Annotated in this window: 14 protein-coding genes and 1 pseudogene; 3 read left to right on the top strand and 12 right to left on the bottom strand. The window is 43.2% G+C overall.

The window, feature by feature from the left end:
• Nucleotides 1-511 precede the first annotated feature (511 nt).
• On the top strand, nucleotides 512-1,321 hold the full coding sequence (locus BMW61_RS04095; protein ID WP_091819954.1) for a hypothetical protein: 810 nt from the start codon (nucleotides 512-514) through the stop codon (nucleotides 1,319-1,321).
• A 498-nt stretch (nucleotides 1,322-1,819) separates the two neighbouring features.
• Here BMW61_RS04095 and BMW61_RS04090 read toward each other — a convergent pair whose 3' ends face one another.
• The 4 genes from BMW61_RS04090 to BMW61_RS04075 all read right to left on the bottom strand — a co-directional run bounded on the left by BMW61_RS04090 (nucleotide 1,820) and on the right by BMW61_RS04075 (nucleotide 8,371).
• Nucleotides 1,820-2,599: a response regulator gene (locus BMW61_RS04090; RefSeq protein ID WP_091819952.1), complete on the bottom strand. Its 780-nt coding sequence runs from the start codon at nucleotides 2,597-2,599 to the stop codon at nucleotides 1,820-1,822.
• A gap of 159 nt (nucleotides 2,600-2,758) precedes the next feature.
• A complete protein-coding gene (locus BMW61_RS04085; RefSeq protein WP_091819951.1) occupies nucleotides 2,759-5,770 on the bottom strand; it encodes an ATP-binding protein in 3,012 nt (1,003 codons plus the stop codon).
• 24 nt (nucleotides 5,771-5,794) lie between these two features.
• Nucleotides 5,795-8,158: an EAL domain-containing protein gene (locus tag BMW61_RS04080; RefSeq protein ID WP_091819949.1), complete on the bottom strand. Its 2,364-nt coding sequence runs from the start codon at nucleotides 8,156-8,158 to the stop codon at nucleotides 5,795-5,797.
• 18 nt (nucleotides 8,159-8,176) lie between these two features.
• A complete protein-coding gene (locus BMW61_RS04075) occupies nucleotides 8,177-8,371 on the bottom strand; it encodes a hypothetical protein (protein ID WP_026499555.1) in 195 nt (64 codons plus the stop codon).
• Nucleotides 8,372-8,527: 156 nt separating this feature from the next.
• Here BMW61_RS04075 and BMW61_RS23035 point away from each other — a divergent pair, with 156 nt between their 5' ends.
• The gene (locus BMW61_RS23035; protein WP_442857292.1) at nucleotides 8,528-9,151 is read left to right on the top strand and encodes a YczE/YyaS/YitT family protein; all 624 of its coding nucleotides are present in this window, start codon (nucleotides 8,528-8,530) and stop codon (nucleotides 9,149-9,151) included.
• A gap of 54 nt (nucleotides 9,152-9,205) precedes the next feature.
• Here BMW61_RS23035 and BMW61_RS23030 read toward each other — a convergent pair.
• The 6 genes and pseudogenes from BMW61_RS23030 to BMW61_RS04040 form a co-directional block, all read right to left on the bottom strand.
• Nucleotides 9,206-9,868 (bottom strand): annotated as a pseudogene (locus BMW61_RS23030) (AAA family ATPase); the annotation flags it as partial.
• 501 nt (nucleotides 9,869-10,369) lie between these two features.
• The gene (locus BMW61_RS04060) at nucleotides 10,370-11,731 is read right to left on the bottom strand and encodes a GH25 family lysozyme (RefSeq protein WP_175475094.1); all 1,362 of its coding nucleotides are present in this window, start codon (nucleotides 11,729-11,731) and stop codon (nucleotides 10,370-10,372) included.
• Nucleotides 11,732-11,855: 124 nt separating this feature from the next.
• The gene (locus BMW61_RS04055) at nucleotides 11,856-13,238 is read right to left on the bottom strand and encodes a sensor domain-containing diguanylate cyclase (protein WP_091819943.1); all 1,383 of its coding nucleotides are present in this window, start codon (nucleotides 13,236-13,238) and stop codon (nucleotides 11,856-11,858) included.
• A gap of 209 nt (nucleotides 13,239-13,447) precedes the next feature.
• Nucleotides 13,448-14,467: a GGGtGRT protein gene (locus tag BMW61_RS04050; protein WP_022763477.1), complete on the bottom strand. Its 1,020-nt coding sequence runs from the start codon at nucleotides 14,465-14,467 to the stop codon at nucleotides 13,448-13,450.
• Nucleotides 14,468-14,489: 22 nt separating this feature from the next.
• Nucleotides 14,490-15,182 (bottom strand): iron-sulfur cluster assembly scaffold protein, encoded by a 693-nt coding sequence (locus BMW61_RS04045; protein WP_022763478.1) that lies wholly within the window; start codon nucleotides 15,180-15,182, stop codon nucleotides 14,490-14,492.
• A 140-nt stretch (nucleotides 15,183-15,322) separates the two neighbouring features.
• Entirely contained in the window at nucleotides 15,323-15,763 is a 441-nt protein-coding gene (locus BMW61_RS04040; RefSeq protein ID WP_026499551.1) for a hypothetical protein, read from the bottom strand.
• Nucleotides 15,764-15,953: 190 nt separating this feature from the next.
• Between BMW61_RS04040 and BMW61_RS04035 the strand changes: the two genes are divergently transcribed.
• Nucleotides 15,954-16,775 carry a histidine phosphatase family protein gene (locus BMW61_RS04035; protein WP_091819941.1) on the top strand — a complete coding sequence of 274 codons (822 nt, stop codon included), beginning with the start codon at nucleotides 15,954-15,956 and terminating at the stop codon, nucleotides 16,773-16,775.
• A gap of 322 nt (nucleotides 16,776-17,097) precedes the next feature.
• Here the strand turns inward: BMW61_RS04035 and BMW61_RS04030 are convergent, their stop codons facing one another.
• Entirely contained in the window at nucleotides 17,098-17,373 is a 276-nt protein-coding gene (locus BMW61_RS04030; protein WP_026499550.1) for an acylphosphatase, read from the bottom strand.
• Between the two features lie 9 nt (nucleotides 17,374-17,382).
• The gene (locus BMW61_RS04025; RefSeq protein ID WP_091819939.1) at nucleotides 17,383-18,564 is read right to left on the bottom strand and encodes a glycosyl hydrolase family 8; all 1,182 of its coding nucleotides are present in this window, start codon (nucleotides 18,562-18,564) and stop codon (nucleotides 17,383-17,385) included.
• Between the last annotated feature and the right edge of the window lie 195 nt (nucleotides 18,565-18,759).

Genomic DNA, 18,759 nt, shown 5'->3' with positions numbered 1-18,759 from the left:
TAGTATTTATTGTATCCCCAGGCATTTCTTACAATAAATCCGTAATGATATCCATCTTTTGTTGTATCTATATTTTCTCGGAGTTCATTCCCCTCCTAAGAATCCTGTCAATCCCCGTAGATCTCTGTTAATCCCCGTAGATCTCTGTTAATCCCCGTAGATCTCTGTTAATCTCCGTAGATTTCTGTTAATCTCCCGTAGATTTCTGTCAATCCCCGTAGATCCTCTGTAAAGCTCCTCATAAATCAAGTGTAAATAAATACGCTTAACCGTATTTTTCGCCGCTGAAATCACATGTATTCATATTTATGCTTGACACCGTTATGTTTATGAGTAAAATATAATCTTGTTGTTCTTCGAGCGATTGGTATGCGTTCAGCATGCTATTTTCACAATACTTTTTACAAATTTGGACTCAAAATATATGGCCAGATAGTTTGAACTCCAAAACATGTAACCCCGCTACTGTGAATAATGAGGATAAAAACGAAAAGAATTGAGGACTAATTATATGCAAATAAACACAAATAATATTTACGATTTGATAATAGAAAGAGAAAAAAATCTAACACAAGAAATTGAAAAGCGAAAGAAACGTTTGAATAAATACCCTGAAGGTGATCTCAAAATCATCAGAAATCGTAATAGTTATCAATATTACAAGCGTAACAAAGGGGAGCCTAACGGTGAATATATTCACAAAGATAAACCCAAAACTATTCTTGAACTAGCCCAGAAAAGGTATGACGTAAAATACATCTCATCTGCCGAAAAAGAGTTAAAGCTATTACGATATTTTCTAAATAATTACACTAGCAACACAGCAGGGATCGCAAAATCATTCCCATGGGAAATCAAGGCAAAAATGGATATAGCCGAGATGACAGATGAAGAATATGCAATATATTGGCAGAATATCGAATATAAACCCAAAGAAATGGACGAGGGTGTTCCAATTCATATCACGGCCAGAGGCGAGAGGGTGAGGTCAAAAGCAGAAGAAATGATAGCAAACGCCCTGTTTTCCAGATCCATTCCATACAAATATGAATGCCCTGTAACGCTTTATAATGGAGAAATCAGACATCCTGATTTTACAATACTTAATACTCATACCAGAAAAGTTGTACTGCTTGAACATCTAGGCAAAGTTGATGACCCGGATTATATTTCCAGGAATCTTAGCAAGCTTAGAGATTATGAAAAAACCGGAATATACCTTGGTGAAGAACTGCTCATAACAATGGAGACTCAAAAGATGCCTCTTAACACGCAAAACATTGAGGATTTTCTTGATAAGCATTTTGGAAAAAAGAAGTAATGCAACAAATCAAATGGTACTTCAACGGTTTGTTGTACAGGCAAAAATGCCAAACAACAAACCAGATGGATATCCCCGAATTTGTTGCACTTGCTATTTTCCGAAACAACAAATTGAATAGCAGCTCCTCTATTTGTTGTTTGCACCAATATACCGAACAACAAACTTGAAGGATAAGCCTACATTTATTGCACCTGCGATTTTTCCAAACAACATAATAGACAGATACACCCATATTTGTTGTCCCAATAAGAAATCCAAGCGAATCCAAACAACAAATCAAAACAACAACGTCACTTTTGTTGTACCCACAAAACCTTAGCGCAACAAAGTACCAACAGCATAAACAGTACCCATAACAAAGTACCAACAGCATAAACAGGCGGAGGCCACAGCCTCCGCCCGCAAAAAGCTTGAACTATTTTTCGTAAGCTTGCACTATTTTTCATAAGTTTGCACTATTCTTCGTAATCAAAATCTCTATCTTTCTCTCAGCCATCACTGCTTCTCCGGACCGAAGAAGAATTCATCAATACTCTTTATGAGCTTCGCCTTAGGCATTGTCTTAAGCAGGTATTTTTCAGGGCGAAGGGCGGCCACGCTGACAACACTCTCCTTGTCGCTCTTGGAAGTAAGGAACATAACAGGAAGGGCCTTCAGGCTGTCGCTTTTTCTTATCTCCTGAAGAACCTGTGGGCCGTCCATTTGCGGCATCATGTAGTCAAGAAGCACGAGATCAACCTCATTGCTCTGGAGGAAGTTCAGCGCGATCTTTCCGGAGCTTGCCATGTAAACTCTGTACTTCACAGACAACCAGGTCTTGATCATTCTGAGCATTGTTCCATCGTCGTCCACAACAAGAATCTTCTTTTTCTGATCCTCGGATATCTCGTTGCTCTGAACAGCTGACATGAGCTGATCCGAGAGTTGCTGCACATCAAGCGGCCTGAGGAAAGTTTCAGTGACCTTTATATTGGACAGGAACTTGGAAGCATAATTCAGCTCGTCAGTGTTCCCGACCTCATAGAGAAAGAACCTCTCTCTGTCTATTGCTTCATCGAGATACTTCAGCGGTTCTATACCGTTTTTCTCCGGATTGGAAGTATCGATGTCTCCCAGGTAAAGCACATAAAGCTGGGGTTTATCCTCAACCGCTGTAAGTGCGGCCTTGGTAAACTCGCAGTGAACTATCTCAAATCCGTCTTTCTCCAGCCCCTTCGCAATAGCATTTACCATAAAACTTTTGGATGCTCCAATAAGAAGTACTCTTTTGTCCATATTTTCCCCTCATCCGTCAGCTTCGCTGACACCTTCCCCCAAGGGGGAAGGCTTTTATTTTTCCCTCTCCCCCAAGGGGGAAGGCTTTTATTTTTCCCTCTCCCCCAAGGGAGACGGCTTTTATTTTCTCCCTCCCCAAGGGGAAGGTTCATAGTTCAATCATAAAATCTTCAAAAGTCCATCCCTATCAACAGCAGCGAGCAGTCTTTTGATTTCCTTGTAAGTCCCCTTGAAATCATCGGGCATGCGGTAGTCGTCCATCATGGAGACGACATCGTCTGCACTGTCAAAATAGCTGCCTTCCACAAATTCCTTGAGACTGCGAAGAGCTCCCTTTAATTCCTCCGGTTCTATCAGAGGTTTGTTCAGGTCTTCCTCGGTTTCCGCGGTAGCTTCATCAATAAGCGGCTTCAGGAAATCGATGTACTCCCTGTAATTCGCCAAAAGCTCGGGAGTTCTTCTCTCTATCTCATCCTTGTCTTTCTTATTTCCGCACTGCTCCAGATAAGCGGCGAGGTTTGAAAGCTCGATAGCACCTATGACCCTGGCCGAACTCTTCAACCCGTGCACATAGGTCGTGTAATTATCCAAATCATCGAAGTGCCAGGCATCCTCGATGGATTTTGAGTTATTCTCTATAGCAAGAGCAAAGTTTGTGGCAACCTTCCTGAGTGCGGAGGGCCCGCCGCAGTTCTTTGCACCGGTCTCGTAGTCTATGCCCTTGATATTGGTCATAATTCCGATGGCCTCAAGATCCTCCGCTCCTATCTCCTCAGCCTCTATCACGGAATTAAATTCTTCATCATCAGGTCTGATTATCAGTTCTTCAGGAAGAGCTTTCAATATCGCATCCTCAAGCCTTCCTGAATCAACAGGCTTCGGGATATAGCCTGCAAAGCCTTCCTTCATATACATTTCCCTTGCGCCGCTTATCACGTTTGCAGTAAGCGCAAATACGGGAACATCCTTATTCAGGTTTTCATCCAGTTCCTTCATCGCCCTGTAGGTTTCGACACCGTCCATCTTGGGCATTCTGTGGTCCATGAAAATAATGTTGTACTTGTTCTCGCAGACCTTCTCAAGAGCCTCGAAACCGCTCTCGGCAACGTCTACCTGAACCTGGGTCTGTTTTAATAAGCCCTGTATAACCGTAAGGTTTGCAATCGTATCATCGACAACCAGAATCTTCGCCTCAGGTGCATGGAAGCTCTCGTGGTAGGTATCCTGTCCGAGCAGCGTCTCCTCATAGGTCGCTGCAAAGTCGCCGATAGGATTCCAGTTGAGCACCTTCTGTTTTATGGAAAAAGAGAACTCACTGCCTTTTCCGTATTCACTGCTGACAAGAAGTCTTGAATCCATGAGAGACAGGAGCTGCTTTACTATATTCATTCCAAGGCCGGTTCCCTCGATGGTCCTGTTTCTACTCTCTTCAATACGTTCAAAGGGCGAAAAGAGTTTGTCCATATCCTCTTTGCGGATTCCGATTCCGGTATCCTTCACTCTGAATCTCAGAGATATGTTATCACCATCTATCTTGGTGTAATCGACACTTATGGTAACGCTGCCTTCATTTGTATATTTTATGGCATTGGTTATCACATTCATTGCACACTGTTTAATCCTGATCTCATCTCCGAAAAGGATGCAGGGGATATCCGTTGAAATATTGGTCTTAAGTTCAAGCGCCTTCCCCTGTGCCCTCATGTGTGCGGTATTTACGAGATCGTTGATAAGCGAGCTGAGGTCGTACTCAACAGGTATTATCTCCGTCTTTCCTGCTTCAATTCTGGAAAAATCGAGAATGTCATTTACAAGTCCGAGCAGCAGCTTACCCGAACTGTTTACATTCGAAGCATACTTTAGTATCTCAGCGTCCTTACTCTCCCTGAGTATCATCTCATTAAAGCCGAGCATAGCATTTATGGGCGTTCTGATCTCATGCGACATACTTGAAAGGAAATTGTTCTTCGCCTCATTCGCCATCTGCTGAGCACGCAGTTCATCAGCAAGTGACCGCTGCGCCTGAATCATCTTGATATAGCTGACCATGGTCTCTGCAGTCTTGGTGAAAGTCGAGTACATGTACTCAATCTCATCATCCGTGTGTATGTTCAAATTCTGCAGTCTTCGTAGGTTTTCGTCGAGTCCTTTCGCGCCAAGGTCATAGAAGGACTGCACGGAATCCGCAAGCATCATTATTGGCCTCGTTATTCGAAACTGCGCATACTGATTGGCAATAACCGCCATAGGAATAATGACTATAAGTATCAGAAGTATCAGCTTTGTATCAAAAATGAGAGTGTCATTATTGAGTGTTAGCCGCAGGTATCCTGTCTGCTTTACACTCTCTATCTGACTGACAACCTGCTCGAGATGGATTATGTTGGTCATTTTACTCCAGTCGATAGACTGCGAAATTTGATCAACCTGCTTAATAATACCGGACTCAAATGACTGCTTCATATTGGGAATAAGCGTATTGGCATATATTGCAGCCGCAATTCCCAGCGCTACCGCCTGTATTGAAATAATCAGGGATACCGATCTGCTGAGCTTTGACTTTCTGATATCAGCCATTTTTCTGGAAAGCTCATCCACATCACTTCTGTAATAAACTCCGCTGAAAAACAGCGCCTTTAATTTGTTGGAACCTTTTCCGAGAATCAGATACAAAATTGCCACAGTAATAAAAGCTTCCGGGAACTCATTCAGGAAAAACCAAATATTTCTGGTCGGCATAAACTCGATAAAGCGTCTCCCTGCCAGAATTCCAAGGCAGCCTCCCCACACGCTCCCGTAGAAGAACATGTAAAAAAGCATTGCCAATAAAGCTTTGCGCTTTTTTTCAAACATTCCGCTCATTGAAAAGTATTGAGTGGTTGCCGCACCCACAAGATAAATACCGGTAACAAAGGCGAGTTCCTTGTTGACTGCAGTTTTTACGCCAAACAGAATAAAGCATGAAAAAACAGCGGGAGTAACACCCTCAAGCCCCGCAAAAATAAGAAGCGGTGAAAATTTAAACAGGTACACGCTAAAGAACTGTAATCCCGAAAGCTCATCACCGTTATCAATATGCAAGTTGTTTTTAATTGTGATTACTGTTGCAAAAGCAAACAGAACTATCAGAACAATATGCCTGATATAAAAATTGCGGTCACGTTTACGCATAATTACAGTATCCTCTTAAGACGGTCACTGTTCGGAATATCTGACTGCTGTTCCCTTTCCTGCATTTTTCGCCATGCAAAGCGCCATGTCTGCCTTGCGGTACAGATCATGGTATCCTCTGCCCTGATCGGGATGAATGACATAGCCCGCAGAGACTGTGAACGTAATTTTGTCATCATGGTATCTTAAACTGAAAATGTTGTCACAAAGATCCACGATTCTGTCTTCTATGTTCACCGGCTGAATATTTTCAAGGAAAATCAGGAACTCATCCTGATCTATATGGCACACAATGCCATCTCTTCCAAAGAAGTCATCCAGCCTTGCGGAAATTCTTCTCAAAACCTCATCGCCCGCAAAACTTCCAAACCTATCGTTTATATCTCTGAAATTATCCACATCGACCATTATCAGCACCGACTTCCCGCCGTGATGCCTGTAAAGCCTGTTTCTGATAAGCGGAACAGCGGTATGTCTGTTGTAAAGCCCGGTAAGTGAATCACGCTCGGCCATCTGTCTCACTAGATCTTTAGATCTCTTATACTCATCGATATCGAAAGACAGGAAATACGCAACGATGCTTCCCTCTTCCTCTATTATCTGATAGATGGTATGCGTCCATCTCGGAGCCATCTTTTTATCAACTATCCTGTGAAATTCAATCTCATCAAAATTAATTCCGCTGTGATAAGCAAGAATCAGTCTGTCCTTGCTGAAAAATTCCTCAACGTTTCTCTTTTCCTCGTCGATAACCGTATTCTCGACTATGTCATCTATCATCTCCTGGTAGGATTCCTGCCTGTGATATTCCTTATCAAGTATCTTGCGCTTACTGCTAAGGTGGAGTCTAACCAGCTTATCCTCAGACAGATTCGCAACTATGAAAAATGAATGCTTCTGGAACTGGGAATAGGAATTGTACTCAAGCAGCGACACAAACCCTCTTGCTGCCAGAGTGAGGTACACCGGGGACTGCGCCATAAACTGCTCATCCTCAATTGTTCCGATCCTGTCTATTTCATCCTCTTCGGGCTCCTCATTTTTGAGTTCAATAATATTCTTGTTGTGTGAGAGCGCACTCTCATCCTCTTCCATTGCGGTTTTTGAAGGCCTTTCGTTACCCTTGGCTTCATCGAGATAATCAATGCATTCGGATTTGGACATAGGTCTTCCGAAGAAATAGCCCTGAGCCTTTTCACAGCCGACTCTCTTTAGGAAATCCCATGCTTCCATGGTTTCCACACCCTCTGCAAGGGTCTGGATTCCTATCTCTTCTGCCATGTTGATGACATTTTCCCAGATAGCGGTCTCCTTTGGATTGGATCCAAAGTTCTGCAAAAACTTCATGTCGAATTTGAGGACGTCAAATTCATAGTCCTTTAGAAGATTCAGTGATGAATAGCCGCTTCCGAAGTCGTCCATCCAAACCTGGTAGCCACCTCTCCTGAATTTATCTATTGTTCCCTTCAGTACGTCCTGGTTGTCGTCAAGGGCACTCTCGGTAACCTCAATATGTATGAGGTTCTTGGGTATTTTATTTACGCTGACCGCATCGTTAACAACGCGGTACATATCCTTTTGATGAAAATCGGTGCGGGAAAGATTGATGGACACAGGCTGGGGTTTATAGCCATGATCCATGTATTCCCTGATATCCTCGCAGACCTGCCTTATCACATAGGCATCGAGCTTGTAGATAAGGTGTGCATCCTCGAGAATAGGTATGAAAACTCCGGGCATAAGGAATCCGTGTTTAGGATCCACCCATCGTGCGAGCGCTTCAAAACCGCATACTCTTCCCGAGATAACCCTTACCACGGGCTGATAGTAAACCTGAATATATCCGTTCAGAACCGCATCGCTTATATTGTGAATTATGTAATGTGCCAGATCGAGCTGGTTGCCCAGCTCTCTGTCATAGTATCTGTAGATATTGTCGTAATTGGCTTTTATACTGTTGCAGGCAATTCTCGCCTTGTCGCAGGCCATACTGATGTCCGTATCATCGGGTTCAAGCTCATAAATACCAGCATGGAGATCAACTCCCGCATCGGGATTGTAGCTTATAACTCTTCTTCGGAGGTCTTCAATTCTCGCCTCTATTCCTGAAAAATATGCAAGTGCAACGAAATGGTCATCGGAAAATCTTGCCACCATAAGTTCCGGAAAAATCTTCTCAATATGTTTTGCCAGATTCTGAAGAAAGCGGTCACCGGCCTCAAAGCCATAGCGCGAGTTGTAGCTCTTAAAATTCTGCACATCAAAATAGATGATGGCAAATTCCCGCTCGGTCTTCGCGCGGCTATCCATCAGATTCTGCGCATTTTTCCTGAAAGAATAAAGATTAGGAAGTCCGGTTAACTGATCAATCTCTTCGTTCTTTAGCATAATTTCCCCACTAAGGTATCATACTTGCTTCAGTGCATAGTACTGATTATTTTTATTTACTATTACAGGCGCATTGGCAAATGCCTCATCCCCGATATAGCACCTGTCCTTTTCTTCATCACAGGTAAATTTTCTTCCGTCAGGATCTTTTTCCATAACAGCTTCAAGTGCCTGCTCAAGTGTTTCGTCAGGCTTGCACAGATAGATATTCATAGCATCCTCCCTTATACATCATTTTTATTCTACAACGAAAATCAAGCTTAAAGTGCGTTTTTATGTTTTTTTAAGAGTATTTAAAGTATTCCTTTACATTCCATGAAAAATAAAGCAAAATAGGAACGATTGCGATTTTTGATAGGAGATTTATTTATGGATTCAGAAAAAATAAAAAAACTTGGCATAATGACGCTTGGTGTTTTCTTTATGGGCTTTTTCCTGTCCTTCTTGATTGAAGTAAATCTTGGAACCGATCCCTGCACCTTCATGAACCTTACTATTTCAAGTCGTCTTGGAATTTTATTCGGAACCTGGCAGGTACTGCTCAATTTGGTACTCTTCGTTTTTGTTGTACTGTTTGACCGTCACCAGATCGGTCCCGGCACCATCGCGAACATGGTATTCATCGGATACATTTCTGATTTTTGCAGATGGATATGGAAAAAGACCATCCCCGAATTTGTATTCCGGGAATGGCCCTACAGAGCTGTTGTATTTATAGTGGCACTACTGTGCTTTGTAATTGCGGCATCTCTTTACATGAATGCCGACATGGGCGTTGCCCCCTATGATGCGATACCGAATATCATCAGTGATCGCTTATTAAAGAGCGTCCCCTTCAAGTTTGTCCGCATCGGTTTCGACGGTACCGTTCTCCTCATCGGTTTCCTTCTCGGAGGCCGCATCGAGATCTGTACTGTTCTCATGGTCTTCCTTCTCGGTCCCACCATCAGTGCTGTCGGTGGTTTCCTGAACCAGAAGGTCTTCAACTTCTGATTTCTTATCATCATTCTTATCTTCCTGAAGACTCTTATCAATGAGGTCTTCAGAAGTGATAAGCTTGATGTCCTCTGGAGTGGGATTTTCAAGCTTCGCGATTCTTCTGGCCTGGTTGGTCACGATTTCCTCGAAAAGATTTCTAACCTCACGCGCATTAGCAAAATTCTCAAGACGGGTGAGTTTTCTCTGACTGATCATCTCACGTATGTGCTTCTTGGCATCCTCTTCCACCTCGTATTCATACTTCTTGAGGTTCATGTTGAAGATCTCTTCAAGTTCATCCACAGAGTAATCCGGGAATTCAATATACTTGTTGAAGCGGGACTTAAGGCCGGGATTGGAGTTTATAAAGTTCTCCATCGGTTCCGTGTAACCTGCAACAATAACAACGAGATCATCTCTGTGATCCTCCATAGCCTTGAGGATCGTATCGATTGCCTCCTGACCGAAGGCATCATTTTCCTGAGAAAGCGCATAAGCTTCATCTATGAAAAGTACTCCGCCGAGAGCCTGATTTATCTTCTCCTGAGTCTTAAGAGCTGTCTGTCCGACATAACCTGCTACTAGACCGGAGCGGTCAACCTCGACGAGCTGTCCCTTGGAAAGAACACCAATCTGCTTGTAAATCCTGGAAATAATGCGGGCAACTGTTGTTTTACCTGTTCCGGGATTACCTGTAAATACCAGGTGAAGTGATACAGGTACGGACTTCATACCTTCGTCTCTTCGTAGCTTCTGAACCTTGGCAAAATCGGTAAGTTCCTTAACATCGTGCTTGATGGAGGAAAGACCTATCAGAGAATTCAGATCTTCCATCGGATCTGTCTCAGGTTCCTCTGGCTTTTGCTCCTGCTTAGGTGCTGCATCTCCTGTTGACACTGCTGTAGGTGCCGGAGGAACGGGCTTGTTCTTGTTTTCGAAAAGTTTTCTCGCCTCTTCAAGTGCCTCGTTGGCATCCTGATAATGTTCGGTTTTTCTGCCTGCATTTCCGGATTCAGGCTTAGCGGGGCTGTTTTCCTCAGGGTACTTAGGACCTATGTTCTCTTCACCTTTTTTCAGATTTTCAAAGTCCCTGCTGACCTTCCTTCTTATGCTCTCTTCCTTCTTCGGATCATCAAATACCGGCGGTTTTCCGTCTCCGCCTGATCCCGGGCCGAAGAAGTCGTTGTAAATATCTCCCATGAAATTGTCTGACATCGTAATGCTCCTTGTAACTTACTGATACCACTCCGATACGTCACATCTGTTTGCAACGCCGTAGCCTGTACCGTTTGATGTAAACTGCCATGCAAATTTATTGCCCTGGTCATATCCGCAATATCCGCGGTAATCTGCTACCCAGAGAGGGTACTGCAGCTGACTCATATCAAGTCTGTTATTGTACCACCAGGTTGATGAATAAACACCACCGGTGATGCCTCTTGCATAAAGCTGAGAAACCGTAGCCTTTACTGCGGCTGTTCTCTGAGCAACGCTCATATTATCCGATCTGCCGGAGCCTGTGCCACTGCTCTCAACATCGATAAATACAGGCATCGATGTATTAAGTCCGCTTATGGTATTGGCAATCCAGTTAGCTTCCTCCGCACCCTCTGCTTCGTTTACAGCTGTGGTAAAGAAGTAGAAAGAGTAAGGAATTCCGTACTGCTGGCAGTTATAAACATTACTTCTGAACTTGGAATCCTCTACAAGAGCACCGCTGCCGTATCCGCGATAACCCACACGGATAATAACTCCGTCGCAGCTGTTCTTAAGCTGCTTCCAGTCATTAACGGTATTATGGCTTGAGATATCCACAAGCTTACCGGTGTTGTATGTAAGTGAACAGATGCTGCCATTATTATTGTTTTCCTTGGGTGCATCGGGATCGATAACCAAAACCTTGCAGCTTGCTGCCTTATTGTTGGAGCCTGCCCTGCAATAGATCTGGCAGTCGCCATATCCCTGCAAAGTAACAAGTCCTCTCTCATCAACCGTAGCAACATTTGTGTTTGTGCTTCCCCAGAGAATAGGTACATTCGAATACTTCGAAGGTTTTACCTTTGCAGTAAGCTGGAAGGTCTTTCCTTCATAGTTTCTGGTCTTAAACTTTTTACTCTTAAGATTCAGCTTAACGCTGCTAACTTTTACTTTTTTTGCGACGGTAAGGTGAAGAACGAATTTCACTCCATCCTTCTTATTGGTAACCGTGATGTCACACTTACCCTTCTTAAGAGTGGTTACAACACCCTTCGTAGTTACGGTTGCAACCTTTTTATTTGATGTTTTGTACTTGAACTGTGATTTGTTCTTGGAAGTCTTGATGATAGCTCCGTATCTGGTAGCTGCAATGGCAAATTTCATGCCCGGCATGACACGGACTTTCTCAGACTGAGCATTCTCCGCATCCCCGTCAGATACCTCGGCAAGCAGCGGATTGAAAACAGCTTCGGACTCATCCTGCTGTTCAATAGATATTTCTTTTGTATATATGCCCGAATAATTGATCTTCGCGGCACTAGCGTTCATAGCAGGTACTGCCGTAAATACAAGCGCTGCGGAAAGTATACCTGCAAAAATTCTCTTAGATAATTTCATACACTCCTCCATATTAAACAAAACAACATACCATATAAATTATACCACAAAAAGCGGCTGCCTAGATAGACCAATCTAGGTAGCCGCATATATTCGGCAATATTTTGAAGCACACCGCAACTATTTATATTTTCCTGCTCTTGAGTTCAGGGTGCTCCTTGTAGAATTCCTCTTTATCCTTATACATGGCAAGATCTGCATTTCTCATGGCTAAACGGATGTCGTCACCTTTTGATGAAAAGTGGCTACCGATAGACATTGTAATCTCTGCAGGATAGGTTGTTTTTTCACGAAGCTTATCTATTTTCTCGTTAAATGCATCCTCTGTGGTATTTATGCTGATAATGGTAAACTCATCACCACCGGCTCTGTAAATCTCATCCGTATCAAAGACGGAGGATATTATAGATGCCGCAGACCACAGCATCTGGTCGCCTGCTTCGTGGCCATACTTATCGTTTACATACTTAAGACCATTCAGGTCAATAAAAATCACTCCGTAAGGCCTGAGCCTAAGTTCCATTTTTGATACAAAGGCATCTACCCTCATATTCATGGCATTTCTGTTGAAAACTCCGGTCAGTGAATCCATGTTACTGAGTTCTCGCATCTTTTCCATAAGATTATGGTTTGCAAGCTCCGCAGCCAGGAAAAACGAAGTATGCTCAAGAAGTTCCTTAATCTCAATAGTTCTCGAAACATCAAAATTTATTACGTAAAGATATCCAATCGTGATCTTATTCTGGACAAGTGGAACAAAGCAGATGCTTTTTGCTCCATTATCTCTAAGCGAATGTGCCCATTCCGGATTTCTTTCCTCCAGGCTTTTCATGTCATCCTCATCGGTTATAATAACACAATTACTTTTCTCAATTGTCTTATCCCAGGTCTTAACAACCTCAGGCGGAATATTCTCAATCCTCTTCGCATGTTCTGCTTCGTCTACATCTTTTGTCTTACCACCGATATATTTAAGTCCATGGGTAAGCTCGTCTATACTGAGAACAGTCACGCTGTCCGCATCACATTTTTCATAAATCTCCCGGACAACCTCATCCACGGCCACCATGAAATTGTCCGAAGTACGGAAAGTGGCACAGCTTTTTATTACAGACGCTGCTGTGTCCATCGTAACATTGCCCATTCTCTCGGGATCCGCTTCCTTTGTGAGTTCATATGAAAAAATGCAATATCCGATATCGTCACGATCTGAGGCAAGCGGAATATAAACCTGATCCATCCACATTCCTATAGCCTTAGCCTCAACATAGGTATGGATCTGCTTATTGCGCAGTGCAGCCGATGATACAAAATGCTCGAACTTTCTTTCCTTGGGGAAAAGCTCGGTATAAATCATTCCGTCATAATAGGTGGGCGGCATAGTTTTTTTATATTTTTCATTAGCCGCAACAATGCGCAGTTCACCCATCTCTCCGTCCGGGAGTCTCTCCACCGACAGGACGCAGGCTATTGTATTTAATGAATTAACTAATGCGGAAAAATCCATATCTTCACCCTTATATTTTGCTGAAATATCGCAGTGCCATGTGGATATTTGAATCCTATTTCCCACAATACTATTGTATAGGAGCAGCAGTGAAGTATGAATTATCTAAAACTTAAATTTCTGTAAAAGATTATAAAAAAGAAGCTGTGAAAAGGAATGCCTTCTCACAGCCTCTATTCTTGTTTTAATTATTCTATGATACCGGGATCTTAGAATTTTCCAGCCTTTGCAGCTTCCTCGATGGAAACGGCTGTAGAAACAGTCATACCAACCATCGGGTTGTTACCAGCGCCGATAAGACCCATCATCTCAACGTGTGCGGGAACGGAAGAAGAACCTGCAAACTGAGCGTCAGAGTGCATACGACCCATAGTATCTGTCATACCGTAGGAAGCAGGACCTGCTGCCATGTTATCGGGATGAAGTGTACGTCCGGTACCACCACCTGAAGCAACTGAGAAGTACTTCTTACCAGCCTCAGTACGCTCCTTCTTGTAAGTACCTGCAACGGGATGCTGGAATCTTGTAGGATTGGTTGAGTTACCTGTGATAGATACGTCAACGTTCTCCTTCCACATGATAGCAACACCTTCCTGTACATCGTTAGCGCCGTAGCAGTTAACCTTTGCACGAGGTGAATTTGCATCCTTTGAATAGCACTTTCTGAAGACTTCCTCTACCTCACCTGTGAAGTAGTTGTACTTTGTCTCTACATATGTAAAGCCGTTGATACGGGAAATGATCTGTGCAGCGTCTTTTCCAAGACCATTAAGGATAACGCGAAGAGGCTTTGTACGAACCTTGTTAGCCTTCTCTGCGATACCGATAGCACCCTCAGCAGCTGCGAATGACTCGTGACCTGCAAGGAATGCGAAGCACTCTGTATCCTCTTCAAGAAGCATCTTACCAAGGTTACCGTGGCCAAGACCAACCTTTCGACGGTCAGCAACAGAACCGGGGATGCAGAAAGCCTGAAGGCCGATACCGATTGCTGCAGCAGCATCAGCAGCCTTGCGGCAGTTCTTCTTGATTGCGATAGCAGCACCTACTGTGTAAGCCCACTTAGCGTTCTCAAAGCAGATAGGCTGAATGCCTTCGATGAGGCTGTAAACATCAATGCCTGCTGCCATTGTAATATCTTTACATTCTTCAATAGAAGAGATGCCATACTCCTTAAGGCAAGCCAGGATCTGGGGCTCTCTTCTTTCATATGATTCAAATAAAGCCATTATTTTTTCCTCCTTACCTTTATCACTGTTTTCTGGGATCGATGAATCTTGCAGCGTCTGCTACACGACCATACTGACCCTTAGCCTTCTCAATAGCTGTGTTTGCATCGTCACCAGCCTTGATGAAGTCCATCATCTTTCCAAAGTTAACATACTTGTAACCAATGATCTCGTCGTTCTCATCAAGAGCAAGGTCTGTGATGTAACCATCTGTAAGCTCAAGATAACGAGGTCCCTTGTCAAGTGTACCATATGTAGTACCTACCATTGAACGTGATCCCTTACCAAGATCCTCAAGGCCGGCACCAATCTGAAGTCCATCCTCTGAGAATGCAGACTGTGTTCTACCATAAACAATCTGAAGGAACAGCTCTCTCATAGCTGTGTTGATAGCGTCACATACAAGGTCTGTATTGAGCGCTTCAAGAACTGTAAGACCGGGAAGAATTTCAGCTGCCATAGCTGCTGAGTGAGTCATACCGGAACATCCGATAGTCTCTACAAGTGCCTCCTGGATGACACCTTCCTTAACATTAAGGGAAAGCTTACAGCCACCCTGCTGAGGAGCACACCAGCCAATACCATGTGTATAACCGGAAATGTCCTTAATCTCTTTGGACTGAACCCATTTTGCTTCTTCAGGAATGGGAGCAGCACCATGATGTACCCCTTGTGTTACGGGACACATATTTTTTACCTCTGTTGAGTAAATCATAAGTACCTCCTTATTGTTAGTGTTTACTATAGTATGATAAATTTTTATCGTTTACTACGCACTACATTTGGATTCTACTAAAAAATGCAGATTATATCAAGGTTTTATGAGTGTTTATGTTATTAAATAATAATAAACACTTATTGATACCTATCGTAAACGACTTTACCGTCCTTAAACTCCCAAATTCTTGTTCCGTTGGCATAAACTATGTATGTGCAGCTTGATTTCTTGATGCCGACTTTCTTAGCCTTTTTCTTGAATGTCTTTGAAACCTTCTTTACTGAATCTCTGGCCTGTCCTATTTCCTTAGGCTGCATTTTTGCTGACATATCAAACATCCATGCATCCAAGGGCATATCCAGCTTAATTGTGAAGTTGTATTTGCTGCCCTCTTTTTTATATGTAACCTTGAGGTTACCGGTTATACCCTTGCACTTGTTTCCACCCTTGTTGATCTCTTTGCAAAGCTTCTTCGCAGCCTTGTCCTTGTTTGCTGCGCTTGCTGTCATTCCTACTGCGCCAAATACCATCATGAACGCAAGCATAAGTGACAAAACTTTTACTACTACTTTTTTCATACTCTTTCTCTCCTTTTTTGTATAGTTCCCCTCATGTGTTTTGTCCGGGCAGATTGCCCACCTGTCTATGATAGCAGAAAATAGTTGGGCTGTGGGATTTTTATTGAAACTATTCTTGCTTATGGATGCAATCGTCCGTAAAATACGGTAGAGGAAATAATTCAATTAATTGTGACTAAGGAATTTCAGAATGAAAATATTTATTTTAAGACACGGAACAACTGCATGGAATAATAAGAGACTTATTCAGGGGCAGACTGATATACCGCTGGACGAGCTCGGAAAATTGATGGCTACGGAAACCGGAAAAGGACTAAAAGCTGCGGGCGTTTCTTTTGATAAGGTGTATTCGAGTCCTCTTTCGAGATCGTATGAAACGGCTGAGATTGTTTTGCGGGAACTTTGCGGAAGTAATGGCGATAGCTGCACTACTTCCAGTGAATGCCACTTGAATGAAAGTCAAAATACGTTCAATATTACAACCGATGACAGATTGAAAGAGCTTCACTTTGGTTTCATGGATGGCGGAAGTGTTTTTGAGATGACGGAAGATGAACACTGTCCTTTCAGATATTTCAAGACAGCACCCGATTTATATGAGAAGGAAATTCTCGCCTGGAGGAACTCTAATAATACCGAAGACAAAACGGCTAATCCCGAGCTTCTGAGTGAGCTCTGCCTTCGTGCGAAGGATTTCATGATAAATGTTATAGAGCCGATGGCCAACTCGAGTGCAAATGCTAACAATACTTCAGCTTCCGAAAGCGATTCTGCTTCTTGTGATAGTACCGTTCTCATAAGTGCTCATGGGGCACTCAGTAAAGCCATACTCATGTATGTCCGCGGTGAATCCGATCTTGCAAAATTCTGGGGCGACGGCCTTCTCCCCAACTGCGGAATTGCAGTTGTCGAACTGACTTTTGACGCAAGGAAGCCAATCTACAAAATTCTGAATTCTTCCGTGGTCTATTACGATGAAAGCATCCAGGATAAAGCGCCGAAGCTACTGTAAGATTCTTCGCAAATACAGCTTTTTATTTTATTTGTTACTCTTTTTTAGCGCTTTTTCTTATAAAAAGAAGCCATTTTTTCGCAATCCATAATAAATAATAAGTTTGTTACTCCTTTTTCATAATAAACAGAGTAACAAACTTTCTTTTTCCCCTTAATTGCGAAAATATTGCTTTTCACAATCTCCAAATAAGACTAAAAAGAGTAACAAACTAAATAAAATATGTAAATTGCGAAAAGGCAGAAAGTTGAATTACTTTCCGCCTTCATTTTTCTACATGAATAAAATTTGTTCTAATCAACTTCAAATACAAATTACGTACTTAATACTTAATCTCGAAGGTTCGCTCATCTTCTTCAACAGGAATTGTCGCCATGGTCATGTCCATCACATCAATGTAGGTGCCGGATTTGACGGCGGCGATCCACTGCTGAATTTCTTCCATTGTGCCCTGGGCTTCTGCCGTAACCGAGCCGTCCCACTCATTCTTCACCCAGCCGGTCAGGCCGTACATATTGGCTGTATGAAAAGCAGTATAGCGGAAACCCACTCCCTGCACATATCCTTTGAACTTTACGTGAACGCGAACCTTACTCATATTTTTCCTTTAATAAATCCTGTAATTCCCAGACAACGCCAGAAGTGCAAACATATAGAGACAGTTGTCGTAGTATCTGCGCTCGCCCTTCCTGAGCGGCTGATTCCAGAACCATTCCACCCATTTACGCGCGGTCTCAAAGTCGGCACCCGCTTTGTCGTTATCGCTGCCGTCCGCTTTTGCCCCCGGGTTATCAATCGCAAGCGCACCCTGCGCAATTGTTGCAAGCAGTCCAAGCGGATGAAGCACAGGTCTCTCGAGAGGTGTCCCGTCTACCTTATAGGCACATCTGACAGCCTCAAGATCTGTTCCGAAAAATTTCATCATCTTAAGCGGAACTCCTAGCTGGCCGCAGTCCTCACCGAACCAGATCGCATCAAGGCCGATATTCGCAGCAGTTCTGTAGGCATCGCTGAAGAAGTCACCAAACTGTCCCCAGGGGAGCTGCTTATCCATGGGTGTTCCGTCAAAATTGCCATACTCAGGGCTAAGTCCGGTGTCCTTGTGACAAGCCTTTACAAGATATTCCCTGCTGACCTTAGCAGCTCTTGCAAAAAATTCTCTGTCCTCCTCGTTTGCCCAGAGCGCAAAGAGCTCATAGAAATGAGGCAGATGATAAGAAGGGTCAGTGTGCGGGCATCCGGGTACAAACAGAATTTGTCCGTTTTCCCTGTTCCACATGGGTGCTCCGGGCCTGCTGTTTTCACCCTTATGAAGGCATGCGCTCAGTATGTTCCTGGCCTCCCTGCTGTAGTTGAAAATTCCCTCGCCGTCGCCCCATCTGTGAGAAGCGAAAAACAGCGCCATCGCATAGAATTCCTCTCCGTCAGGAGCCGGACCATAGGCGTTCTTTTTGCCGTTTGTCTGACATGACCAGGCAAAATAACCTTCGTTTTCACCCTCGTCCATGTACATGTAGGTCTTGGACCACTTCCATATTCGGTCAAACTCTTCCTTCATGTCAAGCTGAACGCACATCATCATTCCGTAGGACATACCCTCGGTTCTGGCATCATTGTTGCCGGTGTCGGTGAAGTATCCCATATCCTCCCCGGCTTCGTGGTAGATTCTCTCATTATCATCATAGAAAAAAGTCTGAACCGACTCTTTGATCTTAGCGCTTATTTCTTCATCGGATTTCCCGATTTCTCTGAAAAGATTTCTGTATTCGCCTGTCTTAAATGCTCCCATTTTCCGACTCCTCACTTTAAAAAAAATTCAGGATGATATCTTGATTATAATGGCTGTCATAAAGTAATTTCTACTGATATATTCTCATGACAGTTTTTCCATGTCTTACTTAAAGTTGCTTTTTTATATGTGGTTGTTGCGGTTCGGAGTCTTTATTGCAATCAGAACGTTTGTTTGGTAGAATGTATTTGAATT

Source organism: Butyrivibrio sp. ob235 (assembly GCF_900109475.1).
In the GTDB taxonomy this organism is placed as follows: Bacteria; Bacillota; Clostridia; order Lachnospirales; family Lachnospiraceae; genus Butyrivibrio.
The sequence above is the reverse complement of the archived record's forward strand: the minus strand, read 5'-3'. Positions and strand labels throughout refer to the sequence as shown.

Excerpts from the sequence above, each read along its gene's own strand:
- BMW61_RS04035 (WP_091819941.1), top strand. The coding sequence starts at position 15,954 with ATGAAAATATTTATTTTAAGACACGGAACAACTGCATGGAATAATAAG.
- BMW61_RS04040 (WP_026499551.1), bottom strand. The coding sequence starts at position 15,763 with ATGAAAAAAGTAGTAGTAAAAGTTTTGTCACTTATGCTTGCGTTCATG.
- BMW61_RS04045 (WP_022763478.1), bottom strand. The coding sequence starts at position 15,182 with ATGATTTACTCAACAGAGGTAAAAAATATGTGTCCCGTAACACAAGGG.
- BMW61_RS04090 (WP_091819952.1), bottom strand. The coding sequence starts at position 2,599 with ATGGACAAAAGAGTACTTCTTATTGGAGCATCCAAAAGTTTTATGGTA.
- BMW61_RS04025 (WP_091819939.1), bottom strand. The coding sequence starts at position 18,564 with ATGGGAGCATTTAAGACAGGCGAATACAGAAATCTTTTCAGAGAAATC.
- BMW61_RS23035 (WP_442857292.1), top strand. The coding sequence starts at position 8,528 with ATGGATTCAGAAAAAATAAAAAAACTTGGCATAATGACGCTTGGTGTT.
- BMW61_RS04060 (WP_175475094.1), bottom strand. The coding sequence starts at position 11,731 with ATGAAATTATCTAAGAGAATTTTTGCAGGTATACTTTCCGCAGCGCTT.
- BMW61_RS04050 (WP_022763477.1), bottom strand. The coding sequence starts at position 14,467 with ATGGCTTTATTTGAATCATATGAAAGAAGAGAGCCCCAGATCCTGGCT.
- BMW61_RS04075 (WP_026499555.1), bottom strand. The coding sequence starts at position 8,371 with ATGAATATCTATCTGTGCAAGCCTGACGAAACACTTGAGCAGGCACTT.
- BMW61_RS04080 (WP_091819949.1), bottom strand. The coding sequence starts at position 8,158 with ATGCTAAAGAACGAAGAGATTGATCAGTTAACCGGACTTCCTAATCTT.
- BMW61_RS04055 (WP_091819943.1), bottom strand. The coding sequence starts at position 13,238 with ATGGATTTTTCCGCATTAGTTAATTCATTAAATACAATAGCCTGCGTC.
- BMW61_RS04095 (WP_091819954.1), top strand. The coding sequence starts at position 512 with ATGCAAATAAACACAAATAATATTTACGATTTGATAATAGAAAGAGAA.
- BMW61_RS04030 (WP_026499550.1), bottom strand. The coding sequence starts at position 17,373 with ATGAGTAAGGTTCGCGTTCACGTAAAGTTCAAAGGATATGTGCAGGGA.
- BMW61_RS04085 (WP_091819951.1), bottom strand. The coding sequence starts at position 5,770 with ATGCGTAAACGTGACCGCAATTTTTATATCAGGCATATTGTTCTGATA.